Source organism: Shewanella sp. SR1 (assembly GCF_020447145.1).
GTDB lineage: Bacteria > Pseudomonadota > Gammaproteobacteria > Enterobacterales > Shewanellaceae > Shewanella > Shewanella baltica.
In genome coordinates this window covers 39,830-64,775 of sequence record NZ_JAJAEF010000023.1, presented here as the reverse complement: position 1 = coordinate 64,775, position 24,946 = coordinate 39,830, and the positions used below count along the sequence as shown (strand labels likewise).

Sequence of the window (24,946 nt, the reverse complement as noted above, 5' to 3'; positions counted from 1 at the left end):
GTTATGTTATGGTAATAGGTCAAATTTTTGAGCCAGTTATCTGCATGAGTTAAAGGTTATGGAAGGTAAAATTTGGAGGATTAACTTGCTATTTTTTCGGCATAACCTTATCGTCAAACTAAGAATTACTTAGTTTTTGGTGGGTGATGGCATTTTTATTTTCCCCTAGAGCGCGTGCATTCATTGATGAGTCGCTTGAAAGTTATTTGCTTCGAATCGTTTCAGAGAACTTTTTTGATTCTTATCAGCAGCTCAGTTTGGCGATCAGAGAAGAGCTACATGAGCTCGATTTTGAGGCACATGGGGCTTTTCCTATCGAGCTAAAACGCCTCAATATTTATCATGCCAAGCACAATAGCCACTTTAGGATGAGGGCACTGAGTTTGCTTGAGTCCCTTCTTGGTTTACCTCCTCATGAACTGGAGAAAATAGCCCTATTTAGATCTAACAGAGTCTTTATGGGGTCTAGCGTTGCAGTGCATCGTAATGGTATCGATATTCCTTTGAGCTTTATCCGTTATGCCAATGAGGATGATGTCGAGAGTGTGCCCGTTTGCCCTGAGTGCTTAAAGGATGAGCCTTATATTCGGCAAGTTTGGCATTTAAAACCATATACTGCCTGTGCCAAGCATGAGTGCGCGTTGATCCATCATTGCCCAGAATGCAAAGCAAAGCTCAACTACATCGAGAAAGAATCGATTAGCTATTGTTCATGTGGATTTGAGCTTTCAAAAGCAGCAGTTATTAGCGCCAAACAATCAGATCTCATGTTAGCGCGAAGCCTTATCAATGGTGATGTTACCTCTACAAATCCACTTATTAATGAAACATCTGCGACTCACCGACTTGCGGCTCTACTTTGGTACCAAAAGCGTCATGGTGGAAGTAATGACAATTCTTTTAGCGATGCAATTGAGTATTTTGATAACTGGCCTGACAACTTTTTTCAAGAACTGGATAAAGTGACTCAAGGTGCTGAACTAAGGCTGATAGAGCTATTTAATCGTACTGCTTTTCGGTTTATTTTTGGTGAGTTGATTTTGCATTCACGATGTCTTTATCCAGAGGATAAAGAGCCACATTTTATCTATGTTGCTTTAATGCGTTATTTGCAAAGATTAGTTGAGTTACATCCAAAATCGAAAAAACCTAACGTGGCTGATACGCTAGTGACAGTTGCAGAAACGGCGGTTTTACTATCAACAACCCAAGAGCAGGTTTATCGGCTTCATCAAGATGGGATATTAACGTCGGCGTTTAGACAAAAAATGAAGCAGCGGATTGACCCTCACACAGCTGTATTTTATTTAAGGCAAGTGATCGAATATAAAAGTAGCTTTGGTAGTGATAGACAGGGGATGTACTTATCGGCATGGTAAAGAATTTACATTTGCGAGAACTGCTAGATATTGAAGATGTTCAAGCACGTTCGGCAGCGTTGAGGCGTGCATTTGCTGCTTATACAGAACCGTTAGATGTGACTGGCGAGGAAAGCTCTGCCCTAATTATTTTGCTTAATCTTACCTATCCGAAAAAGTTGGTGGATGACTTACTCGATAAAAGGTTAGCTAGAACAACGGTTAACAACCAAACCCATATTGATGTTTGCATTGACGAAGTACAATGGCTGCATACCCATAATCTCAAGTACCCAGATATTCGGGTCAGTAAACAAAGGCTCGTTGCCCCCAGTCCTCAATTACATCCCAATATACTGAGTAGCGCTAATTGCCAGCGTACTTTAGGGTGGTCTCATGACAGTGCTAAAGTCAATTTTGCCAAGCTGTTTGGCTGCCAGTTTATTTGGCAAGGTAAAGTAACTTGCCTTGCAACGTTAATGTGTGAAGCACCAAAACACTGGAAAGAGGCTTTTCAAGAACTTGGCATGCCTGTTAAAGATTTTATGAATGTTTGCGGCAGGGTGAAGCGTTTTTTACCTGAGGAGTTAAGCCCAGATAGAGTCGATAAATACTCCGTACAGGTTCGAATGCCATTCCGTGATGGATATATAGCGATTACCCCCGTTGTAAGCCATGCACTTCAGTCTGAACTCCAACAAGCAGCAATCAAAAAACAGGGCCGATATACCAGTCTTGAGTTTATTCGTCCCGCGGCAGTCAGTGAGCTAGCCGCATCTCTTGGCGGTAATGTTAAAGCTCTGAATTATCCGCCTCGTATTAATAAAAAAACTTACGGATTAAGCGACAATTTACTGGCTAGGGTTTTATCTGGTCAGGATGTATTGAATCTAAATGTATTGTCACAGCGCAGGTTTATCAAGGCATTGGATGAGCTGTTATCGAGCTCCTCAGCATTGGCGTTAAAGCAACGCAGGCAGCAAAAAGTCTCCTGTCTTAAACAGATAAGAGAGATATTATCTGAGTGGCTTGCGCCAATGTTGGAATGGCGATTTGAGGTCCAAGAAGGACCGAGAAATTTTAGTGAGCTTGAGCCTATTAATGGCTCATTAGAGTATCAGTTTTTAACCTTTGAGAATGAGCTATTACCTGAATTGCTGATGCCTCTGTTCGGTAGATTAAATTCGGTGATGTCGCATTCTGCAACGATAAGTCAGTATGCCTTTCACCAGAGATTGATGCCCTATCTTCGAAATAGCTTGAAATGGTTGTTAACTCATTTGGCTTATAAAGAACCTTTGCTACAAAAAGATGCTGAGGATGAGCATTTCCAGCGATATTTACATTTGAAAGGTATTCGGGTGTTTGATGCCCAAGCTTTATCTAATCCCTATTGTGTTGGTATTCCTTCTCTCACAGCTGTTTGGGGAATGATGCATAACTACCAGCGGCGATTAAATGAAGGCTTGGGTACTCAGCTTAGATTAACCTCATTTTCGTGGTTTATTCGTCAGTACTCATCTGTCTCGGGCAAAAAACTGCCTGAGTACAGTATGCAAGGATCGAAAGATAATCAATTTAGACGAGCTGGAATAATTGATAATAGACATTGTGATTTAGTGTTTGATCTTGTCATTCATATTGATGGTTATGAAGACGATTTAGCTATCTTAGATAATCAAACTGAAATGTTGAAAGCAAGTTTTCCGGCGAACTTTGCCGGTGGAGTAATGCATCCTCCCGAGCTAGATGCTGTTGATGCGTGGTGCCAGCTTTATCAATCCGAAGCTGAACTTTTTTCAATATTGAAAAGACTGCCTATGTCAGGAAAATGGATTATGCCGACTAGATATTCAATGGGTAATATTAGTGATCTTCTGTTTCTGCTGGATAAAAATTCTTCGCTGTGCCCCACTATGTTTGGCTATTTACCATTGACTGAACCCGTTAACCGAGTCGGTAGTTTAGAGTCTTTGCATTGCTATGCTGAGCCAGCACTTGGCGTAGTTGAGTGTGCATCGGCAATTGAGATAAGGTTACAGGGGCAGATAAACTATTTTAAGAGAGCGTTTTGGATGTTAGAGGCAAAAGAGCATTCAATGCTGATGAAACGGATTTAAGGAAGGTTTATGGAGCTATGCAATGTTTTAAAGTATGACCGATCCCTCTACCCAAGTAAGGCGGTATTTTTTTATAAAACGGCCGATTCTGATTTTGTTCCTCTAGAAGCTGAAATCACTCGTATACGTGGTCAAAAAGCTGGATTCACTGAAGCATTTACTCCCCAATTTAAATCGAAAAACTTAGCACCCCAGGACCTTACACACTGTAATCCTCTAACTATTGAAGAATGTTATGTTCCGCCAAATGTAGGGCACATCTATTGCCGTTTCTCGCTAAGAGTACAAGCTAACTCGCTCAAACCCTCTGGCTGCAGCGATCCTGAAGTTTTTACTTTGCTTGAAAAGTTGTCGGCAGCATTTAAGGAGTGCGACGGTTACCAAGAGCTGGCGACCCGTTTTTGTAAAAATCTGCTGTTAGGAACTTGGCTCTGGCGTAATCAAAACTCTGGTAACACTCAAATAGATATTAAAACCAGTACGGGAAAGTGTTATCAAATAAGTAATACGAGGCAGTTAGCTTGGAATATTTGGTCTGATGAAGCTCGGACTGTTCTTGATGAATTAAGTAAAGAGATGCACTTAGCTTTGACTGATCCGAATGTATTTTGGAACGCTGATATTACGGCAAAAATTGAGACTGTCTTTTGCCAAGAGATCTACCCAAGCCAAACCTTTGGTGAAAAGTCTGCAGAAGGTGAAACTTCAAAACAGTTTACTAAGGTTAAATGTACTGATGGTCGTTATGCGGTGAGTTTTAATTCGGTCAAGATAGGTGCGGCTATTCAATCAATTGATAGTTGGTGGGATCAGGACGATGTTAAACGGTTACGAGTACATGAGTACGGTGCGGACAAAGAGCTGGGTATTGCACGACGTTCACCTGAATCTGCACTGAGTTTTTATACTTTATTTGTAAATACTGAGCTGTATTTAGCTGAACTCAATCAACAGGCAGCAGAGTCAGGGCATTCAATTCATCCTAATATTTACTATCTTTTTGCTGTCCTGATAAAGGGTGGTATGTTCCAGAAGAAAGCCGAAACGAAGAAGGCATAATATGCAGCGCTACTATTTTATGGTGCGTTTCTTACCAAAAGAAGCAAACTTGGCCCTGCTAATGGGGCGCTGTATCTCAGTAATGCATGGGTACATCTGCAAACATGAAATTAAAGGTCTTGGGGTGACGTTTCCTGCTTGGTCGGACGCCTCTATCGGTAATGTCATTGCTTTTGTTCATTCTGATAAAACTGTTTTGAGTGAGCTAAAGCAGCAATCCTATTTTCAAGATATGAAAGAATGTGGTTTTTTTAGCCTTGGTAATGTTGAAATGGTGCCTGATGATTGTGCTGAAGTGATGTTCAAACGTAATCAGGCAATTGCAAAGATTTTTGTTGGTGAGGCCCGCAGACGCTTAAAACGTTTGGAAAAACGAGCATTAGCTCGAGGTGAGACGTTTAATCCTATAAAAAATACTCAGCCAAGAGAGTTTAACATTTTCCATCGTATAGCAATGAGCAGCGGTAGTAATAAGCAAGATTACCTTCTTCATATACAGAAAATGGTAGCAAAGAAGCAAACTGAACCATTGTTTAGTAGCTATGGGTTTGCTAGCAATTTACAACTAAATGGAACAGTACCGGAGCTATCTCGTCTTGTAGATAAGATCTGACCTTTTGGTTTGGTGGTTGCTGTAACGTTTTAATTTTAAAGCCAATTATCTGTTTGAGAAATTATATGGTTATTTCCTTGATTTTGGCTCTAGTAATTGATTTTATATAGGTTTATTTTATAAGTGTATAGTGACCTGCCGTATAGGCAGCTGAAAATTGTAGAGAATAAATACAGAAATTGGATTTGGAGTGACCTGCCGTATAGGCAGCTGAAAATCGCGAAAATCGTCATTTACAAGTTGACTTTGAGATACCCGCCGAAAAGGCAGCAAAACCTCTTTCCATTATTATGGGAAGAGGTTTTTTATTTTCAATAAACAAAGTCCCTAGCTCAGTTTTGCCCCATTATTGGTTTCGTCTAACAAATTTGCGATTTCAATCAGTCGCAATTTACCCAAATATAACTCATGTGACGTTAATAATAGTTATGCGGTGAGAGTGAAATTTTAATTGGATTGGTAAGTCGCTTCGGGGGAGTAGCTAACTGGATTTCGAGCCATCGTCATCTAGGGTGAACATCAACATACTTGGCCACACGCCATGGTGTTCATAGCAAATCATCGATTTGCCCAGCAAGACCTGAGCACAATGACTGCACCTAGGGGTGGACAGTTTATTGTGCTTATGTCTTAACCACCCCTAAAGGATCACACTTGGAAGCCCTACTTGCCTCAACCTTTACGGTTGCCATCGCCGAAATTGGTGATAAAACTCAATTACTTGCACTGATTCTCGCCGCAAGATTTAAAAACAAAACTGCCATTATTCTTGGTATTTTTCTATCGACGTTATTCAACCATTTTGCCGCCGCTTGGATTGGCCAGTGGGCGATTAACTGGGTCAGCCCAGATCTTACTCGTTATTTAGTTGCCGCGTCGTTCTTCGCAATTGCCCTTTGGGTGTTAATCCCAGATAAAGTCGATGCAGAAGAGAGCCGTTTCTATAAAATGGGCCCCTTTTTAGCCACCTTTATCCTATTTTTTATCGCCGAAATGGGCGATAAAACGCAAATAGCAACGGTAGTGTTAGCCGCAAAATACGATTCATTAACTATGGTGGTTGCAGGCACGACCTTAGGCATGTTGCTTGCTAATGTACCGGTAGTGATTGCGGGGCATTTCAGCGCCGATAAATTACCCATGCAATGGATACACCGTGGCTGCGCGGTACTATTTGCCTTATTGGGAGTGGCAACCTTGTTTGTCTAAGAACAGCATAATGCGATTAAATGGAGATAAAACCTCTGCATTTAATTTTATGCTTTCAGACCTAACCGTTTCGCGAGTCGATGCAAATTACCCGTATCGACTTGCAATATTCTGGCGCACACCGCCCAATTTTGTTGATTCGCTGCTAAAACTTGGCGGATAAGTTGACGCTGATAGGCCTCTGTTGAGGCCCTAAGCCCTAGTATTGTGGTATCTAATAATGACGATTCGCGAAGTTCGGCCGCTATTACAGACGGGGCTTCAATGGTTTTTACCACAGGCTCGACTCGCGCCGTTGGCTCATTGCTCACATTGGCTTGGGGTTGAATGACCACAGGATCAAACTGGAAATGTTTATCACTTAAGCTGATATACGCCGTTTTTAGTTCGGCTTTTGCTAACACCGCCGCCCTGTGTATTGCATGTTCTAATTCGCGCACATTACCCGGCCACGCATATTGTTCTAATAACTGCTGCGCTGATGGCGTGATGCTAATATGCGTAAGCCCTAGCTTTGCCCTACAGCGCTCCAGAAAAAAACCGGTTAATAACACGATATCTCGGCCACGCTCCCTCAATGGGGGAACATTAATCGGGAACACACTTAAACGATGATAGAGATCGAAACGAAAGCGGCCCTCTGTTGCCTCTTGATGTAAAATACGGTTAGTCGCCGCAATAATCCGAGTATTTACTTTTAGACTCTTATCACTCCCCACCCGTTGTAATTCACCAAATTGTAAAACTCTCAATAGTTTAGCTTGTAAGCTTAGGGGTAATTCGCCAATTTCATCTAAAAATAAAGTGCCATTATTGGCTAATTCAAACTTGCCTTGTCTGTGGCTAATGGCGCCAGTAAACGCGCCTTTGACATGACCGAAGAGTTCACTTTCGGCAACGGACTCAGGCAGTGCTGCACAGTTTAAGTAAATAAGGGGCTTATCGGCTCGCGTCGATTGATTATGTATCGCCGCTGCGACTAGCTCTTTACCTACTCCAGTTTCACCTGTGATTAAAACCGATAAATCAGTATTGGCTACCGCGCTAATCTGTTGTTTTAACGATTGGATCTCAGTCGATTGCCCAATAATCTCCTGCTGACTAGCAAGACGATTTAACACTTCAGTGCCGCTTGATACCTCCACGACTTGGGATTCTAGCTTTTGCATTAACAAAGCCGTATTTAAGCTGGCCGCGGCAAGTGCACTGATCACTCGCAGTTCGCTATCACTAAAACTATCAAACTGCTGTGGATTAAAACCGTCGATAGTTAATGCACCAATCAAGCGATCATGGGCGATTAACGGTAAGCCAATACACGCATGCACCTGTAAGTTATCGCTATGATTAGGGATTAATCCATCATATGGGTCAGGTAGTTGGCTATCAGAAGGGAAACGTACAACATCACCCGCACGAGCAATGGCCTCTAATCTTGGGTGTTCACTAATCTTAAACCGCCGCCCTAACACCTCAGTAAATAGGCCATCAATCGCCAACGGAATAAATTGCTGATCCTTAAAAACCAGTAAGGCTGCTGCGTCACAATTAACCCGGCGCCTTACAACAGCGAGCAAGCGCTCGAATCTATCCTCGGCTGAAAGACCAATCGTTAAATCTAATGCTAATTGGGTGAGATCGGCTTGAACATACATATTAAAGACTCGCGGTATCATAATGACAATAAATACTGTCATTATGATACCGCGATCAATGGTCATAATGACACTGACATTTGCATTTAAATATATAATGGATATATTTCAATTAGTTACGGATTTGGCATAAGAAGTGCAATCTTAAGGGAAGCAGAGAGTTAAGCCGCGGCTATAACATACTGATCCTCTAACGTATCTTTCTTATCTAATAGGTGTATTTATGACAATTCATGTAAAAAACAATATCCACTGGGTTGGTCAACGCGATTGGGAAGTTCAAGATTTTCATGGTACTGAATATAAAATCACCAAAGGCACGAGCTATAACAGTTATCTGATCCGCGAAGAAAAAACCGTGCTAATTGATACGGTTGATCATCGCTTTAGTCAGCAATTCTTACAAAACCTTGAAGCTGAAATTGATTTAAACGATATCGATTATATTGTGATGAATCATGCCGAAGAAGATCACTCCGGCGCGCTAACGGCTCTCATGGCCAAAATCCCTAATACACCGATTTATTGCACTGAAAATGCTGTCGACTCTATCGTAGGTCACCATCACCATCCAGAATGGAATTTCATTACTGTTAAAACTGGCGACAGTCTCGATGTTGGTAATGGTAAGCAACTGATTTTTATTGAAGCGCCAATGCTGCATTGGCCTGATAGCATGATGACGTATCTGACTGAGGATGCGGTTTTGTTTAGTAATGATGCCTTTGGTCAACATTATTGTGATGAGCGTCTTTTCAACGATGAAGTCGACCAAAATGAATTGATGGAACAATGTCTACGTTACTATGCCAATATTTTAACGCCATTTAGCAGCCTAGTAACCGCTAAAATTCACGAAGTATTAAGCTTTAATTTACCAGTAGATATGATTGCGACAGCCCACGGTATTGTGTGGCGCGACAATCCTGCGCAAATTATTCATCAGTATTTGGCTTGGGCTGATGCTTATCAAGAAGACCGCATCACTATTTTCTACGATTCTATGTCAAACAACACCCGCATGATGGCAGATGGCATTGCCCAAGGTATTCATGATGTTGACCCAAATGTTGCAGTAAAAGTATATAACGTTGCCCGCCATGACAAAAATGAAATCCTAGCACAAGCATTTAGATCTAAAGGTATTTTGGTGGGCTCATCCACTATGAATAACGTGATGATGCCTAAAATTGCCGCTATGTTAGAAGAAATCACTGGCTTACGCTTTCGTAATAAAAAAGCCGCAGCTTTCGGTAGTTATGGCTGGAATGGTGGCGCTGTCGATAGAATTCATACCCGTTTAATGGATGCTGGATTTGAAACCTCTGTCGGCTTAAAAGTTAAATGGCGCCCTGATCGTGACGCGATGCAAGAATGCCGTCAACACGGACAACGTATTGCCAAAGAATGGGCATTGCGCCCACTCGACAGCGCAAATAGTCGTTCGATTATCAATCAGGTTATGTCTAAACCTAGTCAAGCCGTTAATCAAAACGCAGCACCTGCCATTACGCCAGCGCCAGCAAAAAATGCAAGCCTTGTAGTGGATGATGCACAATCTATGATTTGTACTGTTTGCCAATGGGTTTACGATCCTAAAGACGGTGAGCCCAATCAAGATGTCGCGGCTGGTACACCTTGGGCACAAGTGGCTGATGACTTCCTCTGCCCTGAATGTGGCCTTGGTAAAAGCGTCTTTGCGGTAAAGAAAAGTGAGGTGAACCATGCCTAGACCTATCGTCATTATTGGTAGTGGTTTTGCGGCGTATCAATTAGTGAAAACGCTACGCCGATTAAACACTGAGCAGGCTATTACCTTAATTACCGCTGACTCAGGTGATGAATACCATAAACCAGATTTAAGCCATGTATTTAGTCGCCAGCAAATGGCGGCAGATCTGATTAAATTAACAGCCGCAGAGTTTGCTAAAGAACAACAAATTGATTTGCTCAATCACAGTGAGGTCACTCACATAGACAAAGATCGCAAAGTGGTCTTTTGCACTCAGGGCCGCGAAGTCGCCTATGAGAAGTTAGTGCTCGCTACAGGCGCACGGCCTTTTATTCCTAAAATGAGTGGCGATGCCATTAATGCTATTCATACATTTAACAGCTTAAGCGAGTATCAAGCCTGCCAAGCCAATATACGTAGTGCAGCAAAAGTACTCGTTATCGGCGCGGGGTTAGTCGGAGTTGAGTTAGCAATGGATCTAGCGACTGCGGGTAAACAGGTCTTTTTAGTCGACCCGCAGGCAAGCCTAATGGCAAACTTATTGCCTGAAATGCTAAGCCAAAAACTTGCTGCGGTGTTAGCCAAGCAAGGGGTAACCGTGCAATTACAAACTCGGGTAAGTCAACTGCAACACCAAGATAGCAGTATTGCTGTAAGTCTCGATAACGACCTGCACTTTACTTGTGATGCGGTGATCTGCGCAGCTGGCCTAATACCTAACAGCCAACTTGCGCAAAATGCGGGTCTTGAGGTCAATAAAGGCATCATAGTTAATGAGTACTTACAAACAAGTGATAGCGATATTTATGCACTAGGAGACTGTGCTCACATCAATGGTCAAAGCATGGCCTATTTGCAACCAGCATTACTGAGTGCCAACGCACTGGCAAGCACCTTGTTAAATCAAGCCACTGCGGTGAATTTCCCTGCGATGCTCGTTAAAGTTAAAACCCCCTTATTACCGATGCAATTAGGCGGTATTACGGTTAGTAACGTTCACCGCTGGCGAGTCGATATTGATGCCCAAGGCACCTGTATTAAAGCATTAGATGCAGATGAAATATTACTCGGATTTATCGTAACAGAAGATAAAATGAAACAAGCTTTTGGATTATTAAAGCAACTCAATAGCCCTAATACTGTGCTCGCTGCAGCTTAATGATGGCGTTGGCATTACCTAATTTGACATTGATTTAGACGTTACTTGCCTATTAATCATTGAATGAACGCTATTTAAAGGTAAAAAACCGAGAGTGATTATCACCTCGGTTTTTTCATTTAAGCCATTATATAAGTATGACTAATACTCTATAAACCTAACGCTTGCTTTATACGTTGGCCGTAATCAGCATCGGCTTGGGTGAAATGCCCTACCATGCGTTGCTGCACATCTAAACTCGCCTGACACAGTGAACCTGAAATAGTCGCTACTAAACGTGCTTTCTCATCTTCACTAAAGATGCGATACAAATTACCCGCCTGAGTATAATCGTCTTGGTTATAACGACTATAACGCGCAGCCTCACCTTCTAATCGAAGTGGTGGCTCAGTAAAGTTAACCGGTTCCACTAAGGCCGATGGGCTGCTGTTTGGGCCATAGTTGGGACTAGCATCACCACCGGTTTGACTGTGGCTAAACGGGCATTGTGTACCTGCCATAGCACCGCCACGTTGATGATGATTTGCCTTAGCTGCGTGTGGGCAGTTTACGGGGTCTGACGCTCAGTGGAACGAAAACTCACGTTAAGCAACGTTTTCTACCTCTGACGCCTCTTTTAATGGTCTCAGATGTCCTTTGGTCACCAGTTCAGCCAGCGTGAAGGAATAATGGCCGAGCATATTGATATGTCCGTGGCAAAGCGGGGAGAGGCGTGCGATATCTTCATCATTCAGTGTTTCACCTTGCGCCCGGAGATGATCCAGGGCTGCCTGCATATACATAGTGTTCCATAACACGACGGCGTTAGTGACCAGCCCCAGTGCGCCCAGTTGATCTTCCTGACCGTCGGTATATCGTTTTCTTATCTCACCTTTTTGACCGTGACAGATGGCTCTGGCAACGGCATGGCGGCTTTCTCCCCGATTAAGCTGGGTCAGAATGCGCCGGCGGTAATCTTCATCATCAATATAATTAAGCAGATACAGCGTTTTGTTGATGCGCCCCACTTCAATGATTGCCTGAGTCAGTCCGGAAGGACGTTCACTTTTCAGCAATGAACGGACCAGCACTGAAGCCTGTACTTTGCCCAGTTTCAGGGAGCCAGCGGTCCGGATCATTTCGTCCCACTGAAGGACTATTTTTCGGGGATCTGATTGCCCTCTGGCAATATCATTCAGCACGCCATAGTTGGCATCATGGTCCATTCGCCAGAAAACCGAAGCACCGGCATCAGCCAGGCGTGGAGAAAACTGGTATCCCAGCAGCCAGAAAAGGCCAAAGACAAGTTCGCTGGTACCTGCTGTATCGGTCATAATTTCGGTTGGATTCAGCCCGGTCTCCTGTTCCAGAAGGCCTTCCAGCACAAAGATAGAGTCCCTCAGCGTCCCCGGTATAACGATGCCATGAAAGCCGGAATACTGATCGGACACAAAGTTGTACCAGGTGATCCCTCTGTTATTACCAAAGTATTTGCGGTTCGGTCCGGCATTGATTGTTCTGACTGGCGTAACAAAGCGCATTCCATCTGCAGATGCCACTTCTCCGCCACCCCATATCTGTGCCAGTGGCAGCGTTGCCTGAAAATCAACCAGTCTGGCATTAGCGCTGGTGATAGTTTCAGCCCGCAGATAGTTCGCTTTTGTCCAGTTCAGCCGGTGTCGGGTCAGTGCAGGAACATTTGATCTGATCAGTGGTTCCAGACCGATATTGCAGGCTTCAGCCATCAGCACGGCGCTGATGCTGACGGGCAGATCATCAACTCTGGCACTGGCTTCACTAGCATGGAAAAACTCATCAGCAAATCCGGTATGGGCGTTAATTTCGAGCAGCAACTCCGTTAAATCCACCGGAGGGAGCAGATCACTGATCATTTTGCTCAGTCGTTTCAGACTGTCCGGCTCATCAAGACTGGCGAGGGGAGAAATTGTCAACCGGGGCTTCGGGCCAGAAACATCGAGTTCGACAGCCTCATTTTCGCCAAGACGTGCAGCAACCTGTCTGTAACGACTATCAAGCTGATGACCCAGAGATTTTATTGCTTCCTGCGGGTCTGTCGGGTGTCCCAGAGAACGATAAACCTTAATCCGGTTTGCCTGCCAGTCAGCACCCTGTAGTAATCTTGCTCGGGGATCTCCCCACTGGTTACTGCCGGTAACGTAGACATCCCTCCGCCTCAGACTATCCTGCAGTTTACTGAGAAAGCAGAGCGTGTATCCCCTGCGGGTGATATGTTTTTCCTTGTTAATCACCAGCCGTTTCCATGACCGACTGATAATTTCCGTTGGTGCGTCGTCAAAAAACTGCCGCCGTGAGCTGAACTCCCGGCTGAGGTAGTCACAGGCATTCAGAGTGGTAACCCCGGCAGGTGCGGATGAAAATTTAACGGTATTCAGCAGATGGGGCAGGAAACGACGAACGCGCCCGTACTGCTCCACCATTTCTTCATGAAAATTATCGTCTGAGGGCCGGGCAATTTCACGGACAAGCGTGATGATTTCAGCCAGCTTTTGCCTGGGGATGTAGCTGAACACCTCAGCACGAATCGATTCGTCCGGTGTTTCTTCTTTCAGCTGTGCGTTTATATAATAGTTTGATAATTCTTAATAATGTTTGATCATTTATATAATAGTTTGATATTTTTTGGCTCTTTTGGTGAATGTGCGGATTAAGAGTTAGCACATTTTTGCCCCATTATTGGTTTCGCCAAAAAAACCACGCTATCGATTGAGTGAATTTTGACCAAATATAACTAATCTGACACCCAAAACTCACAAAGTACGAAAAATGGGGGGCATTGTGCTATTCTTGCCCCAAATGAACACGCTGATTTTTGCATTATAAATCGCTCTGAAATCGTTATAAACTTTTAAGACAGTATGGAATTGTATCGCTTGATTAAGCGTCTAAAATCTTAGCTAAAAGCGTTTGACGTGCTTTAAGGGCTGTTTCTGATAGGAAACCCACAGATTTTACATAATAGGAATAATCGACACCTAACAATCTGTAGCTACAGATTGTTAGGTGTTGTACATCATTTAGTGGAGAATGATTAGGTTTCGGATTAGAAATCGATATGTTCATACAACAAAGCTGTAGTGCTGCATAAATTAACGAGGTCGTATTAAATGTTTGGATTAAAACGAATCAAATCAGAAAATGAGCTGCTAAAGCAAGAATTAGCAGACCTCAAACAGAAGTACCAAACTGACGTTGCCGCTCTGGAAAATCAGCTCCAAGAGGTTCAGCAGCTTGTTCGCTCCGCTCAACAGGAACACCACTATAGTGATGAGTTGTTGTCGAACAGTTTGAAAGGTGGAGATATGCTCCAAACCATTCGAACAGAGATGGTGGAGAATGCGCAATCTATGGCGCATGAAAACCAAGAGCTGCAACAACTAGATGAAATGTTTAAGCAGACTCATCAAGCTCTTGCTCGTCTTGATAACCGAGCCGTGAAGATCAGTACGGAAGCCTCACAAAGCATTGAATCTGTTAAAATATTAGATAAAACTGCCATTTCTATTTCCCTTCTTGTATCGACTATTCAAGAGATTTCTGATCAAACGAATTTGTTGGCATTAAATGCAGCGATTGAAGCAGCACGAGCTGGTGAAGCAGGCCGCGGATTTGCCGTGGTGGCAGATGAGGTAAGAAACCTTGCAGGCAAAGCCAGCGAAGCCAGTGAGCAGATTGATTCTTTGGTAAACCAAGTACTAACGCAAGTGAACGCGATTAAAACCTCGATTGATAAAAACCAAACTTGTGCTGAGGAAGTGTCTGCCTCTTCTGCGCAGATTGGTTCTATTGTCAACGAAGTGGTCGTGAAATCGGAACACATGCAACAGGTAATCCATGTTGCTTCCACACGCGCTTTCTTGGATACGGTCAAACTCGACCACGCCATTTGGAAGAACAATATCTATCGTCTCCTACAAAAAGGCTTGTTCGGTGAAACCGTTAATAGCCACTCTGAGTGTCGCTTGGGGCAGTGGTACTACCGCGGCGATGGCAAGGCTTACAGCCACTTAAGAAGCTATGCATTGCTTGAAGAACCACACAAAGGCGTGCATGACGGTGGACGTGAAGCAATGAGTCAAGCCAAATCTGACAACATGGCAGGCATGGTGACTGCAATTAACGCCATGGAAGACGCCAGCGAACAAGTAGTGGAACAAATTGACAATTTAATGAATGAGATTATTGGTGATTTAACGTAACGGCACTTAGTGCGCACCTAACCTAACCCAATACTTTTGCTAGCGCGATGCTACTCACCGCACTAGCACTTCACAAGTAAATTTGCCATACCTGTAGTTATTGATGGTTTTCTAATTTAGAAAAGGCACTGGCAAGGTTTTGTCCATTTTCGATTTATAAGGCCTATCAGCGACTCCACTTACAACGTGTCAGTTGATCAAATTTTACTAATACGACAAAGTATCTAAAGGTACTAGCACTTTACCCAAGAGGGAAATAATGAAAGTCGAAATTGAAAGAACCGAAGATGGAGAGGCTTTTTCAGAATACCTGATGCATATCTTGTTGACCTAAAATGGCAAGATGGCGATGTCATTGACTGGATTGATAATAAAGATGGTAGCTGGACCTTACGAAAGTCCTCGGTAGCAAGTCCTTTGGATTAGCCATGTCCCGAAGTGAGCTACAACGAGGATGATACTTTAATACTCGGTTGTAGCTCATTTCAGACTTAGTAGTCGCAATTAGTATGAATCTTTATTTTTGGTAACGTTTAATCTTAAACGGTTGGAGCAGGGTTAATTGACAGTTTAGTATGAAACTTTATTCCTTTCCTACAACCGAGCAGAGTTAGTCGATTTGCCAAAGTCTGTACAGTCACCGTATTCAAGGGCGCAGCCTTGTCGTAGGCACGGAATACCTATTCCTTCCATTTACTCGTTTATTAGCATTACAAGCCAGAACAAGCACTGCACTAAAAGGTGCTTTGACGCGACGATAGTCACCTAATATCATCCTGGCGAATTTTTCATCGAAAGCCTTTTGCAGTATGATGTAGAATTATCTCACATCACACCATAGGCGCCAGCTTGGTAAGGTTATATGTCAGTCGCACAGCTTGTTGCTAAACGTGTTTCACGGCTTAAAAAAGGCACACCGTTCACCATAGAGAATTTTTATTCTTTAGGCTCGGTGACGTCTGTGCAAAAAGCATTTAGCCGACTTGCTAAGGAAGGCACCGTTGAACGCGTTGCTAAAGGAATATATAGCCGGCCTGTCCGCATTGCTGGACTACCCAATATCACTTTTGCAGCGGAAGCTGAAGCCGTGGCAAGAGCTTGGGCCAAGACCCACCATTATAAAATCGCGCCTCAGAGCTTACAGTCAGCCTATCGACTTGGCCTGCAAACCCAAGCACCAATGAAAACGATCCTATGGACGACCGGCCCTAGTCGCGAGTTCAGAATTGGAAATCAAGTCGCGACAGTCAAACACACGAGTGAAGCGAAACTCCGCTGGCCTGAAAGGCCCGAAGGAGAATTGTTTCGTGGCTTACTGGCTATCTCAGAATCGGCAAAACACGCACCAGTACACGAAATCTTGACTGCCATTAAACGACTCAAACTGACGCCAGTTGAAGCCTGCAATGTACTGCAAAAAGTTGCGTCTATCCCCGAAATGACTAACTGGCGGGCCGCCCTTGAAAGTGCATCCGAGCTACAAAAAGCCCATGAATATTTTTGATAAATAAGCCCAAAAGCAACACGCCGAACTCACCGCCCTGTTTAACGCTGCTTCCCTGCAACATCCACATGGACTTCCAGCTTGTTATTTAGAAAAAGATGTTTGGGTCACAGAGATCCTTTGCTTGCTCTTTGATGAAAAGCTGTTGGGTGATTGTTCCGTTGCGTTTAAGGGCGGTACCGCGCTCAGCAAGTGTTGGAATGCGATTAATCGTTTCTCTGAAGATATAGACCTTTCGATCCATTGAGCGGATCTCTCAGGGCTTACTGAAGAGCAAGCAGCAGCCTAGCAAGCGAGTATCGCTAATAAAAGCCAAGCTAGCAAGTTTCGTAAACAACAAGGTGAAAAGCTGCGAGGCTGGACAGCTGATCTACTCGACAGGTTAAACCAACGTCTTGCTGTGTACAAAATCGAAGGCCTGTATGCTGAATTTGAGTTGGACAAAGATGATAGAGCTTCAGGTGAGAAAATTGACATTCATTTCCCTCGAACCACCCTGAGCGGTAATGATTATCAACTCGACCATATTCTGTTGGAGTTCGGTGGTCGCAACCGTGGCAAACCAACCAAAGGAATCCAAGTTGAGACTTATATCGCTAACATCCCTGGTCTTGAGTCCCTGGGCTTACCTAAAGCGACGGTTATGGTCTACCACTAGGAGTACATTCTTTGGGAAAAGCTCACCGCTCTGTATCAGTTCTCAACCCAAGAACATGATCCGACCCTGCGCGGCTAGCCCGCCAATGGTACGATGTTGATTGCATTTTGACGGCACAATTTGCTGATCCTTACGACTCTCAGCAAGCTATGGACGATGTCATCACTATGAAACAAGCCCGCTGGCTGTGGGAGAGTAATAAAGTCTCTTACCAAAATGGCAGCGCTCACATAGGTACGCTGCCATTTCTAAATCCCTTATGCCCCATTGTAAGTTTGCAAAGGTTTATATGGATATTCGTAGTAAAATTACACTTATCACTAGAGTTATTTTGGGATTTCTTATTTGTCAGACTATGGGTAGATTTTATGTCAATGTATGGGTATATGATTTAGCTAAGTAGTTGTTCTTAGGCACTCTGCTATGTCATGGTATGGTTTCAGCGACAGTAGTGTCGTGCGCACTTTTGAACCATAGGTTAGAGCATATCTAACAAAAAACGGCGAGCACTAAGGCTCGCCGTTTGAGTTAACCGTTTAATGGTTCGTATTAGTTAGCTCTAGGCTCGAAGCTAAAGGCTTGACCCGCAAGGGCTGCTTCAAACATCAAACCGCCTTTCGCTGCGGTAAATACCGCCATGCCGTTAATGTACGAGCCACTTGCCGAGCGATTGCCACCCGATTGGCCCGCGCCTGCTGAGTTGCCTGTGGTTCCCGCTTGAGCACTTGCGCCCATGTTGATGGCAACCGCCGAGGCTTGGGCATCAAACTCGAAACTGCCGCTCGTGAAGGCTTCATAGGATTTAGCATCTTTAAAGAAGATGATCTCGCTGTAGGCTTGGCCACCTAATTGAAAACCGATGGATAATTGAGTCAGGCTCGAATCACCCATATAAACACCGCCTTGATAGACTCGGCCCTTGCCATAGGCTGCGCCAATGCCTATGCCGCCTTTACCCACAGTTGGGAATAACGCATAGCCATAGGCTGTGTCGAAAAACTTACTGGTTTCTTTCGCTTTTTGGAAATTGACTACCGCCTGATCATAGCTTTCATCCGCATGTGCAGTGGGCGCCGCAAATAGGCTCACGATAAGGCATGTCGATGCCGCAATGGCAGTTAAAAATGATTTCATGGTAACGCCTCTTCAAGTCTTCAGTTGCTCCAGACTAGCCTTTATCGACACAAATGACAGCCCAAAGTGACTCCTGTGTCAGCTTAGGTTCAGTGTTCGACTCAATGGTTGGAGTGATATTGATGGTGATTATTGGAGTGTGGTTTCGCCAATTAGTTCTTAGGTGGTGAAGAAGCTTGGGGTTTTTCTGTGTCGTCCTGCTGAATTTGATGCAAGAATTCATACTCCTCAGGGGTGAGCACGTTTTCAATCACGATCGGTCGTGGCTGTGATTGGGGTTTAGCCAGGCGACCTTTTAGGTAGGCAGAGCGGGTGATTTGTTTCAGGCCGTATACGGCCAACATATACATGCTCAGTAGTAAGGTGAGTCTTGGCAACGCATGGGATAGCAACGATAAGTTATCACCAAGATAGAAGGGCAAAATCACCACAAACACGCGGATCAACCAGTTCAACAACATGGCTAAAGTCAAACCTATCAGCCACCGAAACCGAATGGTACCGAGTGCCTCTTGGGTTAATGTTGCATCACTTTGATTGCGTTTATGCCGACGAAACAGCACCCACAGCGCGATAAAGTAACAACAGGTTTGTATTGATAGCAGTGCGGGCAGTATGGCGCCCCATTGGCTAATGCTAATTTCCTTCAGCATCTGGGTTACAGGTTGCCACTCCCCGTTGGGATGCGCGCTTAATCTTAGGGCGATATCTAAAATGGCGAAAACTAAGGTGAATGCCGACGGCCAGTAATGTTTTGAAAATCCTAGCGGTTTATGGGTCGGAACTAAACTGCGTTTGCAATAGAGATAGAGCAAAGGCATAAGCAAAAAATAGATAGGGTTAATCAGGTTGAATAGAATATGGATCGGAATTGGACTGTTATCGCGGTTCAATAAACCCGTTAGGAAGTACAGGGCGATGAGACTTAAGAACGCGGCGAGGAGTTTTTGGTTACCGTCTGGGTGATAAAAGTAGCGAATATAAATAGCTAACGCGAGGCAATGTGCGCCTCCGAATAACGACAACCACCAGTAAGCTTGAGCGAAAAAAGTATTAAAATCGTTCATATGCGATACCTCGAGCCCTGTTATATCAGGGAAATCGGCTCGGTAAAAGTATCGCCGTTAGTTTTTCTGCTGGCTTGCTATGCGCTGATGACGATTTGAAGCCGCCTCGGGCACAACGCTGGGAACGGGAATGCGTTCCGCGAGTAAGTGTTTGATTGCACGAATGGGATGCGGTAACAGCATCCTAGGACCGGAGAAGATCATGATCTCTTTGACGATTTGTTTTTGCGCTGGTTTGTAGCAATGTACTGGGCATTTATTGCAGGTGGGTTTGCTTTGTCCGTAGGGGCAGCGATCTAGGCGCGTTGCGGCATAATCCAATAATTCAATGCAATCTGCACACCGGCCCGTCGCGTCTTGGCCTTGGTGTTTCGCTTTGCAATAAATCGCCACCATTGCGGCAATGGTCTGGTGTTCGTACAGGAGTTTGCCCGTAAGTAGTGTGGCTGTGCCCATTGGAATACCTTAGCTTGTTACTCGGATATCCCATCATAGGCAGTGAAATTGGCGCTGACAAAACGAAAGCGCCAATTTATGAAGGTGCGCACAAAATAGGGCTTTAAATAATCCTTCATCCTCAATGTCGCACTTACAAGTCAACCTTAGATATGCATCACTTTGTCGGCAGCTAATGTCCAGCGGGTTAAATCTTGCAGCGTACCTATGTGCGCGCCTTCGATGATCATTTCCGCGGTAACGCCTCGCGCTTGAGCACAGGTCTTACAAAGCAGGATTGGCACTTGCTGCGCCGAGAGAATTTCAAACATCTGTTGTAGGTTGTAGCTTAAGTCGGGTGTGGTTTGATTTTTGAGCGCGCCAAACACGGCATCTGACATGAGGAAGAGTTTGAGATCGACCACTTGTTCGTCCTGATCCTTCAGTGCTAATGCGATGCGTAAGCTGTTAAATAGCTTTTCTGTCCCGTAAGGGCTGGCGTGAGCCACGATAAGAATACTTTGCATCAGGTTTTCCTTATATTTGTCGTAAACTGGGCGATTGGGGTGATAAGGCGATACGGTTGCGTCAGTCTAGCGCAATTGACTATAACTATTTGAGCGCAAGATCGTATAAAAAGGCATAAATACTTGATTTGCACCGACACAATGGACTTTAATAGCGGTTAATCTCTGCTCAATTTTTAGCTAGACTCGGTTGCCATGGACACTGTCCTAATGGACGTTGGCAAACCAATTGACACGGCTTCTGATGAGAAGCGGCCATCAAAGGTGAACAAGAATGAAGATCTTAGTCGTATTTATACTGATTGCTGTCGGGGTGTTTTTATTCCTTCGCGCGCAGCGATTAGCGAAAGAAGAACAAGAGGCGATGAAGCCTAAATCGACCACGGTAAAACCTGTTGTTCCTACCGAAGAAGTACCAATTTCCTCCGCTGCTGAGCCCGAGCGAGTAGAGCCTGAGCCAGTTGAGCAGGCTGAGGACACTCGCGTGGTGGAAGTTGAGCCCGTCATCGAAGTGGAAGCGGAATTAATGCCCCGTGAGACTGACGACCCTGCGAACATTTCGGTGGCGCTAGACACAGATATCATCGAAGTCGATATTCCTGCGGCCCATAATGAAGAGGCGGTGATCATCTTAGGCACCACGCCAACAGATGAACAAGCTGACACCGAAGGTGATGTTAAGACGGAAGCAGAGCCAGCATCGAGCACGCGTTCAGAGGTCGGTGCACCAGGGGCTTGGGCGAATGTAACCTTAGTTCGAGCTTTTGAAGAGTATCAAGGGGCGACATCAGCCAGTGCTCGCTATACCGCGCTGCAAAATATGGTCGCAGAGTGCTACAAGCAGCGTAAATCGGCGGATTATCTTAACTATGGCGCTCAGTTAGCTGAAGAGTATGTCGCACTGTTCCAAGCGGCTAGCGCCGAGCAAGGCAAAGATACTGAGCTCAAATCTTCCGGTTTCTTGCATTTAGCCACCTTGCTGAATGATACCCAAGCCTTCGATGCCGCTATTGTCATTTGTCGTAAAGCATTAGCGCTTGGGCTGAGCGATGGCACTGTCACTGGCTTTGAGGGCCGGATAAATCGGATTGAGAAAGCACAGGCTAAAGCCGCCACGGCTTAACACTTTGGATGGGAGCGCTTAGCGGGTAAATCCTTAAACGAAAAGCGGTTATTTCCCTCGTCTAAGCAGTGTAGAATCCCTGCTAACTGAATGCGCAAAAGGCGAACTAAGGTTCGCTTTTTTTATGGGCTTGATAGGGGAAAAATGAAACTAAGCTATGCCTTACCGAATGTCTTATTCGGGCTTGGATTATTGCTACTCAGTGGCTGTACTAAAACCCCAGAATGGACTCTATTTTATTATCCCGATGTGAGTGCCATTCCGGTGACGCCTTTGCAGGCTGAGGATATTAATGGCTACTACGACACTCTAGCGCAATGCCAGAGCAAGGCCCACGGCATGCAGCGTCTAAGCAGCTCTGGCGTGAGTGGCTTTGGCCTTGGATCTTATCAATGTGGGCACCTATGCGAGTTCGACGATAAGTCGGTGCTGGTTTGCAAGACCATGAGCCAATAGGTGGACAAGATGAAGTTCAAACAGGATTTTTTTACTCAGCTGCCTGAGTTTTATTCCCAAGTCTATCCCCAGGGTATCAGTCATCCCCATTGGCTTGCCTGGAGCGACGATGCTGCGCAATTAATCGGCTTAACTCAGCCTACCGATGAGTTATTGCTGGGACTCTCTGGCAATGCCGCCGTCGATGGCGCGACTTACTATGCCCAAGTGTATAGCGGCCACCAATTTGGTGGCTATACACCGCGTTTAGGGGATGGACGGTCGATCATTCTCGGCGAAGCGATGGGGCCTAATGGTGCATGGGATGTGGCGCTAAAGGGTGGCGGTCCTACGCCATACTCGCGCCATGGTGATGGCCGCGCTGTGATGCGCTCTGCCGTGCGTGAGTTTTTAGTCTCTGAGGCGTTGCATCATTTACATGTGCCGACGACTCGCGCTTTGGCCGTGATTGGCTCTGACCTACCCGTATGGCGTGAGAGCCAAGAAACCGCCGCCATTACCGTGCGTTTAGCCCGTAGCCATATTCGTTTCGGTCATTTCGAGTTTTTCTGCCACAGTGAGCGCGGCCGCGCCGATAAACTGATCCAATTACTCAACTTCACTATTACTCAGCATTATCCCCATTTGAGTTGTGATGCCGCAGGCTATAAAGCGTGGTTTTTACAGGTAGTGCAAGATACCGCCAAGATGATTTCCCACTGGCAGGCGGTCGGTTTTGCCCATGGCGTGATGAACACAGACAATATGTCGATTCTGGGTGACAGTTTTGACTTCGGCCCCTTTGCGTTCCTCGATACGTTCCAAGAAGACTTTATCTGTAATCATTCGGATCCCGAAGGTCGTTATGCCTTTGGTCAACAGCCGGGTGTCGGTTTGTGGAACTTGCAACGCTTAGCGCAGGCGCTCACACCTGTGATCCCATCCGATGACTTAATTGCCATTCTTAATCAATACCAAGAGGCGCTAGTGCAGCCTTATTTGCGCTTGATGCGGGCAAAACTAGGTCTATCAGCAGTTGATGCTTCGTCGGTAGAGCAGGACAAGCAGGATCTCGACCTCATAGGTCGATTTACTGTGCTGATGGAGAAAAATCAGCTTGATTACACTCAGACTTGGCGTCAATTAGGTAAGTTAGATCCGACCAGCAAACACAGTGCGCTGCGGGATGACTTTATCGATGTCAGCCAGTTTGATGCTTGGTATCAAGCCTATCAACAGCGATTGGGCGCGGTGGCTGATATCCCTGCGTGGCAAACTGAGCGCAATAGTGTGAATCCCAAATATATTTTGCGTAACTATTTAGCCCAAGAGGCGATAATCGCGGTAGAAGAGGGTAATCTTGCGCCGCTGCATTTGCTGCAAAAAATCTTAACTCAGCCCTTTGCTGAACACGCAGAACATGAAGACTTGGCCAAGCGTCCACCGGACTGGGGCCAAGGTTTGATCATGTCATGTAGTAGTTGATTGGATAACAAGCATGAAATTACCAAGCACGCACCTAAAAGCCATTAGCTTAGATACCATAAGCTTAGATAGAAGTGCCTTAAGTTTAGCGGTCAGTGCGGATATCGATTTTGATCGTTTCGCCGACTTTGCCGAACCTTTAGCCGCGGCGCTCGATTGCACTGTGCGCGAGCGTCAGTGGGGCGCCGACAGGCATCAATGGTTATTAGAATTTGAAGGCAGCCAGTTATGGCTCAATTATGAGTTTTACGGCAACATTTGCTGGCTCTCGACCGAACGAGAAGCCGATTTTGAGGTGCTGGAATACTTAGCCACTTTGCTACAACCTCACCTAAGAGTGAACTGAATATGAGTCAGAATATGACGCCACCGACCACGAGTTCTAGCGGCGCTGAGTTCCATTTTCAAGCCCTAACGCCGGATTTGATCTTAGATGCGATCGAAAGTCTGGGCGTGTACCCGGAAACAGGCTTGCTCGCGCTAAACAGCTACGAGAACCGCGTGTATCAGTTCCGCAGCGATGAAGGGCTGCGTTATGTGGTGAAATTCTATCGTCCCGACCGTTGGAGCGACGCGCAGATCCAAGAGGAACATGATTATGCGCTCGCACTCGCGGCAGAAGATATCCCGATTGCCGTGCCTGTGATCATCGAAGGTCATACGTTACACAAGTACCAAGGCTATCGATTTACCCTGTTTCCTTCTTTGGGTGGTCGCGCCTTTGAAGTCGATAATTTAGAACAGCTGGAATTAGTTGGCCGATTCATAGGTCGTATACATCAGTACGCGGCGCAAACTGTATTTGCTGAACGTGAACCGCTGAATCCGCAGATTCTAGGCGCCGAGCCGCTCGCATGGTTAAAGCAATCTAATCTAGTGCCTAACAGCCTACGCTTGCCGTTTTTTACTGTCGTTGAGCAAGTGTTGGCTAAGGCGAATGCGATTTGGGATCGCCAAGATTTTGCGGCCATTCGTTTGCATGGCGATTTACACCCAGGCAATATTTTGTGGACGCCAGACGGTCCCGGATTCGTCGATTTAGACGATGCTCGCATGGGGCCGGCGATTCAAGATTTATGGATGATGTTAACGGGTGATAGAGCGCAGCAGTTGATGCAGCTCGAGATATTACTCGAAGCCTATGAAGAGTTTTGTGAGTTTGATACAAGGCAGTTAGCTTTGATTGAACCGCTGCGGGCGCTGCGTATGGTGCACTACAACGCGTGGATTGGTCGTCGCTGGGACGATCCTGCTTTCCCGATGAACTTCCCGTGGTTTGGGGATGAAAAGTATTGGGAACAGCAGATCTTGGCATTTAAGGAGCAACTTTTTGCCCTTGGCGAGCCACCACTGAGCCTAGTGCCTTATTAGTATTGAGCAAAATATGATGTCACAGACGTATCTTGTGACATTAGATTGAACTCTTAAGCTTGAGTTACACTCAAAAAATGGAATA

At 45.1% G+C, this 24,946-nt stretch carries 19 protein-coding genes and 3 pseudogenes; 15 read left to right on the top strand and 7 right to left on the bottom strand.

The annotated features are described in order from the left end of the window. The first annotated feature begins 146 nt into the window (after window positions 1-146). The 5 genes from KV201_RS17990 (at window position 147) to KV201_RS17970 (ending at window position 6,359) form a co-directional block, all read left to right on the top strand. Complete coding sequence (locus KV201_RS17990) at window positions 147-1,379, top strand: TniQ family protein (protein WP_226060105.1); 1,233 nt, start codon at window positions 147-149, stop codon at window positions 1,377-1,379. Continuing rightward, the gene (locus KV201_RS17985) at window positions 1,373-3,478 is read left to right on the top strand and encodes a type I-F CRISPR-associated protein Csy2 (protein WP_226060104.1); all 2,106 of its coding nucleotides are present in this window, start codon (window positions 1,373-1,375) and stop codon (window positions 3,476-3,478) included. Before KV201_RS17990 ends, KV201_RS17985 begins: the two co-directional genes overlap by 7 nt. A gap of 9 nt (window positions 3,479-3,487) precedes the next feature. Beyond that, window positions 3,488-4,537: a type I-F CRISPR-associated protein Csy3 gene (csy3, locus tag KV201_RS17980; RefSeq protein ID WP_226060103.1), complete on the top strand. Its 1,050-nt coding sequence runs from the start codon at window positions 3,488-3,490 to the stop codon at window positions 4,535-4,537. A 1-nt stretch (window position 4,538) separates the two neighbouring features. Then, on the top strand, window positions 4,539-5,150 hold the full coding sequence (gene cas6f / locus KV201_RS17975; protein WP_226060102.1) for a type I-F CRISPR-associated endoribonuclease Cas6/Csy4: 612 nt from the start codon (window positions 4,539-4,541) through the stop codon (window positions 5,148-5,150). 654 nt (window positions 5,151-5,804) lie between these two features. After that, window positions 5,805-6,359: a TMEM165/GDT1 family protein gene (locus tag KV201_RS17970; protein WP_226060101.1), complete on the top strand. Its 555-nt coding sequence runs from the start codon at window positions 5,805-5,807 to the stop codon at window positions 6,357-6,359. Between the two features lie 47 nt (window positions 6,360-6,406). Here the strand turns inward: KV201_RS17970 and norR are convergent, their stop codons facing one another. Then, the gene (norR, locus tag KV201_RS17965; RefSeq protein WP_226060100.1) at window positions 6,407-8,056 is read right to left on the bottom strand and encodes a nitric oxide reductase transcriptional regulator NorR; all 1,650 of its coding nucleotides are present in this window, start codon (window positions 8,054-8,056) and stop codon (window positions 6,407-6,409) included. Window positions 8,057-8,237: 181 nt separating this feature from the next. Here norR and norV point away from each other — a divergent pair, with 181 nt between their 5' ends. Together norV and norW are read left to right on the top strand one after the other, a co-directional pair. Further along, entirely contained in the window at window positions 8,238-9,746 is a 1,509-nt protein-coding gene (gene norV, locus KV201_RS17960) for an anaerobic nitric oxide reductase flavorubredoxin (protein ID WP_115406196.1), read from the top strand. Beyond that, window positions 9,739-10,905, top strand: coding sequence for an NADH:flavorubredoxin reductase NorW (gene norW / locus KV201_RS17955; protein ID WP_226060099.1), 1,167 nt, complete (start codon window positions 9,739-9,741; stop codon window positions 10,903-10,905). Before norV ends, norW begins: the two co-directional genes overlap by 8 nt. Before the next feature lie 149 nt (window positions 10,906-11,054). Here the strand turns inward: norW and katB are convergent. After that, window positions 11,055-11,459 (bottom strand): annotated as a pseudogene (katB, locus tag KV201_RS17950) (catalase KatB); the annotation flags it as partial. 30 nt (window positions 11,460-11,489) lie between these two features. Next, window positions 11,490-13,475, bottom strand: a pseudogene (locus KV201_RS17945) (Tn3-like element Tn3 family transposase); the annotation flags it as partial. A 555-nt stretch (window positions 13,476-14,030) separates the two neighbouring features. Here KV201_RS17945 and KV201_RS17940 point away from each other — a divergent pair. The 3 genes and pseudogenes from KV201_RS17940 (at window position 14,031) to KV201_RS17930 (ending at window position 17,284) form a co-directional block, all read left to right on the top strand. Further along, window positions 14,031-15,122, top strand: a complete 1,092-nt coding sequence (locus KV201_RS17940; protein ID WP_031858080.1) for a methyl-accepting chemotaxis protein — start codon at window positions 14,031-14,033, stop codon at window positions 15,120-15,122. A gap of 862 nt (window positions 15,123-15,984) precedes the next feature. Next, window positions 15,985-16,626 carry a DUF6088 family protein gene (locus KV201_RS17935; protein ID WP_226060098.1) on the top strand — a complete coding sequence of 214 codons (642 nt, stop codon included), beginning with the start codon at window positions 15,985-15,987 and terminating at the stop codon, window positions 16,624-16,626. Between the two features lie 124 nt (window positions 16,627-16,750). Further along, a pseudogene (locus KV201_RS17930) lies at window positions 16,751-17,284 on the top strand (nucleotidyl transferase AbiEii/AbiGii toxin family protein). Window positions 17,285-17,833: 549 nt separating this feature from the next. Here the strand turns inward: KV201_RS17930 and KV201_RS17925 are convergent. The 4 genes from KV201_RS17925 to KV201_RS17910 all read right to left on the bottom strand — a co-directional run bounded on the left by KV201_RS17925 (window position 17,834) and on the right by KV201_RS17910 (window position 20,447). Continuing rightward, the gene (locus tag KV201_RS17925) at window positions 17,834-18,418 is read right to left on the bottom strand and encodes a YSC84-related protein (RefSeq protein ID WP_226060097.1); all 585 of its coding nucleotides are present in this window, start codon (window positions 18,416-18,418) and stop codon (window positions 17,834-17,836) included. A gap of 152 nt (window positions 18,419-18,570) precedes the next feature. Next, window positions 18,571-19,485, bottom strand: a complete 915-nt coding sequence (locus KV201_RS17920) for a hypothetical protein (RefSeq protein WP_226060096.1) — start codon at window positions 19,483-19,485, stop codon at window positions 18,571-18,573. Between the two features lie 57 nt (window positions 19,486-19,542). Continuing rightward, window positions 19,543-19,941, bottom strand: a complete 399-nt coding sequence (locus tag KV201_RS17915) for a nitrous oxide-stimulated promoter family protein (protein WP_226060095.1) — start codon at window positions 19,939-19,941, stop codon at window positions 19,543-19,545. 146 nt (window positions 19,942-20,087) lie between these two features. Continuing rightward, on the bottom strand, window positions 20,088-20,447 hold the full coding sequence (locus tag KV201_RS17910) for a DsrE/DsrF/TusD sulfur relay family protein (protein WP_006084469.1): 360 nt from the start codon (window positions 20,445-20,447) through the stop codon (window positions 20,088-20,090). Window positions 20,448-20,721: 274 nt separating this feature from the next. On the opposite strand from KV201_RS17910, the gene KV201_RS17905 reads away from it, so the two are divergent. The 5 genes from KV201_RS17905 (at window position 20,722) to KV201_RS17885 (ending at window position 24,861) form a co-directional block, all read left to right on the top strand. After that, window positions 20,722-21,570, top strand: coding sequence for a hypothetical protein (locus KV201_RS17905; protein WP_226060094.1), 849 nt, complete (start codon window positions 20,722-20,724; stop codon window positions 21,568-21,570). A 144-nt stretch (window positions 21,571-21,714) separates the two neighbouring features. Next, window positions 21,715-22,026, top strand: coding sequence for a hypothetical protein (locus tag KV201_RS17900; protein ID WP_226060093.1), 312 nt, complete (start codon window positions 21,715-21,717; stop codon window positions 22,024-22,026). Between the two features lie 9 nt (window positions 22,027-22,035). Beyond that, the gene (locus KV201_RS17895; RefSeq protein WP_226060092.1) at window positions 22,036-23,490 is read left to right on the top strand and encodes a YdiU family protein; all 1,455 of its coding nucleotides are present in this window, start codon (window positions 22,036-22,038) and stop codon (window positions 23,488-23,490) included. Window positions 23,491-23,503: 13 nt separating this feature from the next. After that, on the top strand, window positions 23,504-23,836 hold the full coding sequence (locus tag KV201_RS17890; RefSeq protein WP_006083491.1) for a DUF3630 family protein: 333 nt from the start codon (window positions 23,504-23,506) through the stop codon (window positions 23,834-23,836). Window positions 23,837-23,838: 2 nt separating this feature from the next. After that, window positions 23,839-24,861: a serine/threonine protein kinase gene (locus KV201_RS17885; protein ID WP_006083490.1), complete on the top strand. Its 1,023-nt coding sequence runs from the start codon at window positions 23,839-23,841 to the stop codon at window positions 24,859-24,861. The last annotated feature ends 85 nt before the right edge of the window (window positions 24,862-24,946 follow it).

Excerpts from the sequence above, each read along its gene's own strand:
- KV201_RS17990 (WP_226060105.1), top strand. The coding sequence starts at position 147 with ATGGCATTTTTATTTTCCCCTAGAGCGCGTGCATTCATTGATGAGTCG.
- KV201_RS17985 (WP_226060104.1), top strand. The coding sequence starts at position 1,373 with ATGGTAAAGAATTTACATTTGCGAGAACTGCTAGATATTGAAGATGTT.
- csy3 (WP_226060103.1), top strand. The coding sequence starts at position 3,488 with ATGGAGCTATGCAATGTTTTAAAGTATGACCGATCCCTCTACCCAAGT.
- cas6f (WP_226060102.1), top strand. The coding sequence starts at position 4,539 with ATGCAGCGCTACTATTTTATGGTGCGTTTCTTACCAAAAGAAGCAAAC.
- norR (WP_226060100.1), bottom strand. The coding sequence starts at position 8,056 with ATGACAGTATTTATTGTCATTATGATACCGCGAGTCTTTAATATGTAT.
- norV (WP_115406196.1), top strand. The coding sequence starts at position 8,238 with ATGACAATTCATGTAAAAAACAATATCCACTGGGTTGGTCAACGCGAT.
- norW (WP_226060099.1), top strand. The coding sequence starts at position 9,739 with ATGCCTAGACCTATCGTCATTATTGGTAGTGGTTTTGCGGCGTATCAA.
- KV201_RS17940 (WP_031858080.1), top strand. The coding sequence starts at position 14,031 with ATGTTTGGATTAAAACGAATCAAATCAGAAAATGAGCTGCTAAAGCAA.
- KV201_RS17935 (WP_226060098.1), top strand. The coding sequence starts at position 15,985 with ATGTCAGTCGCACAGCTTGTTGCTAAACGTGTTTCACGGCTTAAAAAA.
- KV201_RS17925 (WP_226060097.1), bottom strand. The coding sequence starts at position 18,418 with ATGAAATCATTTTTAACTGCCATTGCGGCATCGACATGCCTTATCGTG.
- KV201_RS17920 (WP_226060096.1), bottom strand. The coding sequence starts at position 19,485 with ATGAACGATTTTAATACTTTTTTCGCTCAAGCTTACTGGTGGTTGTCG.
- KV201_RS17915 (WP_226060095.1), bottom strand. The coding sequence starts at position 19,941 with ATGGGCACAGCCACACTACTTACGGGCAAACTCCTGTACGAACACCAG.
- KV201_RS17910 (WP_006084469.1), bottom strand. The coding sequence starts at position 20,447 with ATGCAAAGTATTCTTATCGTGGCTCACGCCAGCCCTTACGGGACAGAA.
- KV201_RS17905 (WP_226060094.1), top strand. The coding sequence starts at position 20,722 with ATGAAGATCTTAGTCGTATTTATACTGATTGCTGTCGGGGTGTTTTTA.
- KV201_RS17900 (WP_226060093.1), top strand. The coding sequence starts at position 21,715 with ATGAAACTAAGCTATGCCTTACCGAATGTCTTATTCGGGCTTGGATTA.
- KV201_RS17895 (WP_226060092.1), top strand. The coding sequence starts at position 22,036 with ATGAAGTTCAAACAGGATTTTTTTACTCAGCTGCCTGAGTTTTATTCC.
- KV201_RS17890 (WP_006083491.1), top strand. The coding sequence starts at position 23,504 with ATGAAATTACCAAGCACGCACCTAAAAGCCATTAGCTTAGATACCATA.
- KV201_RS17885 (WP_006083490.1), top strand. The coding sequence starts at position 23,839 with ATGAGTCAGAATATGACGCCACCGACCACGAGTTCTAGCGGCGCTGAG.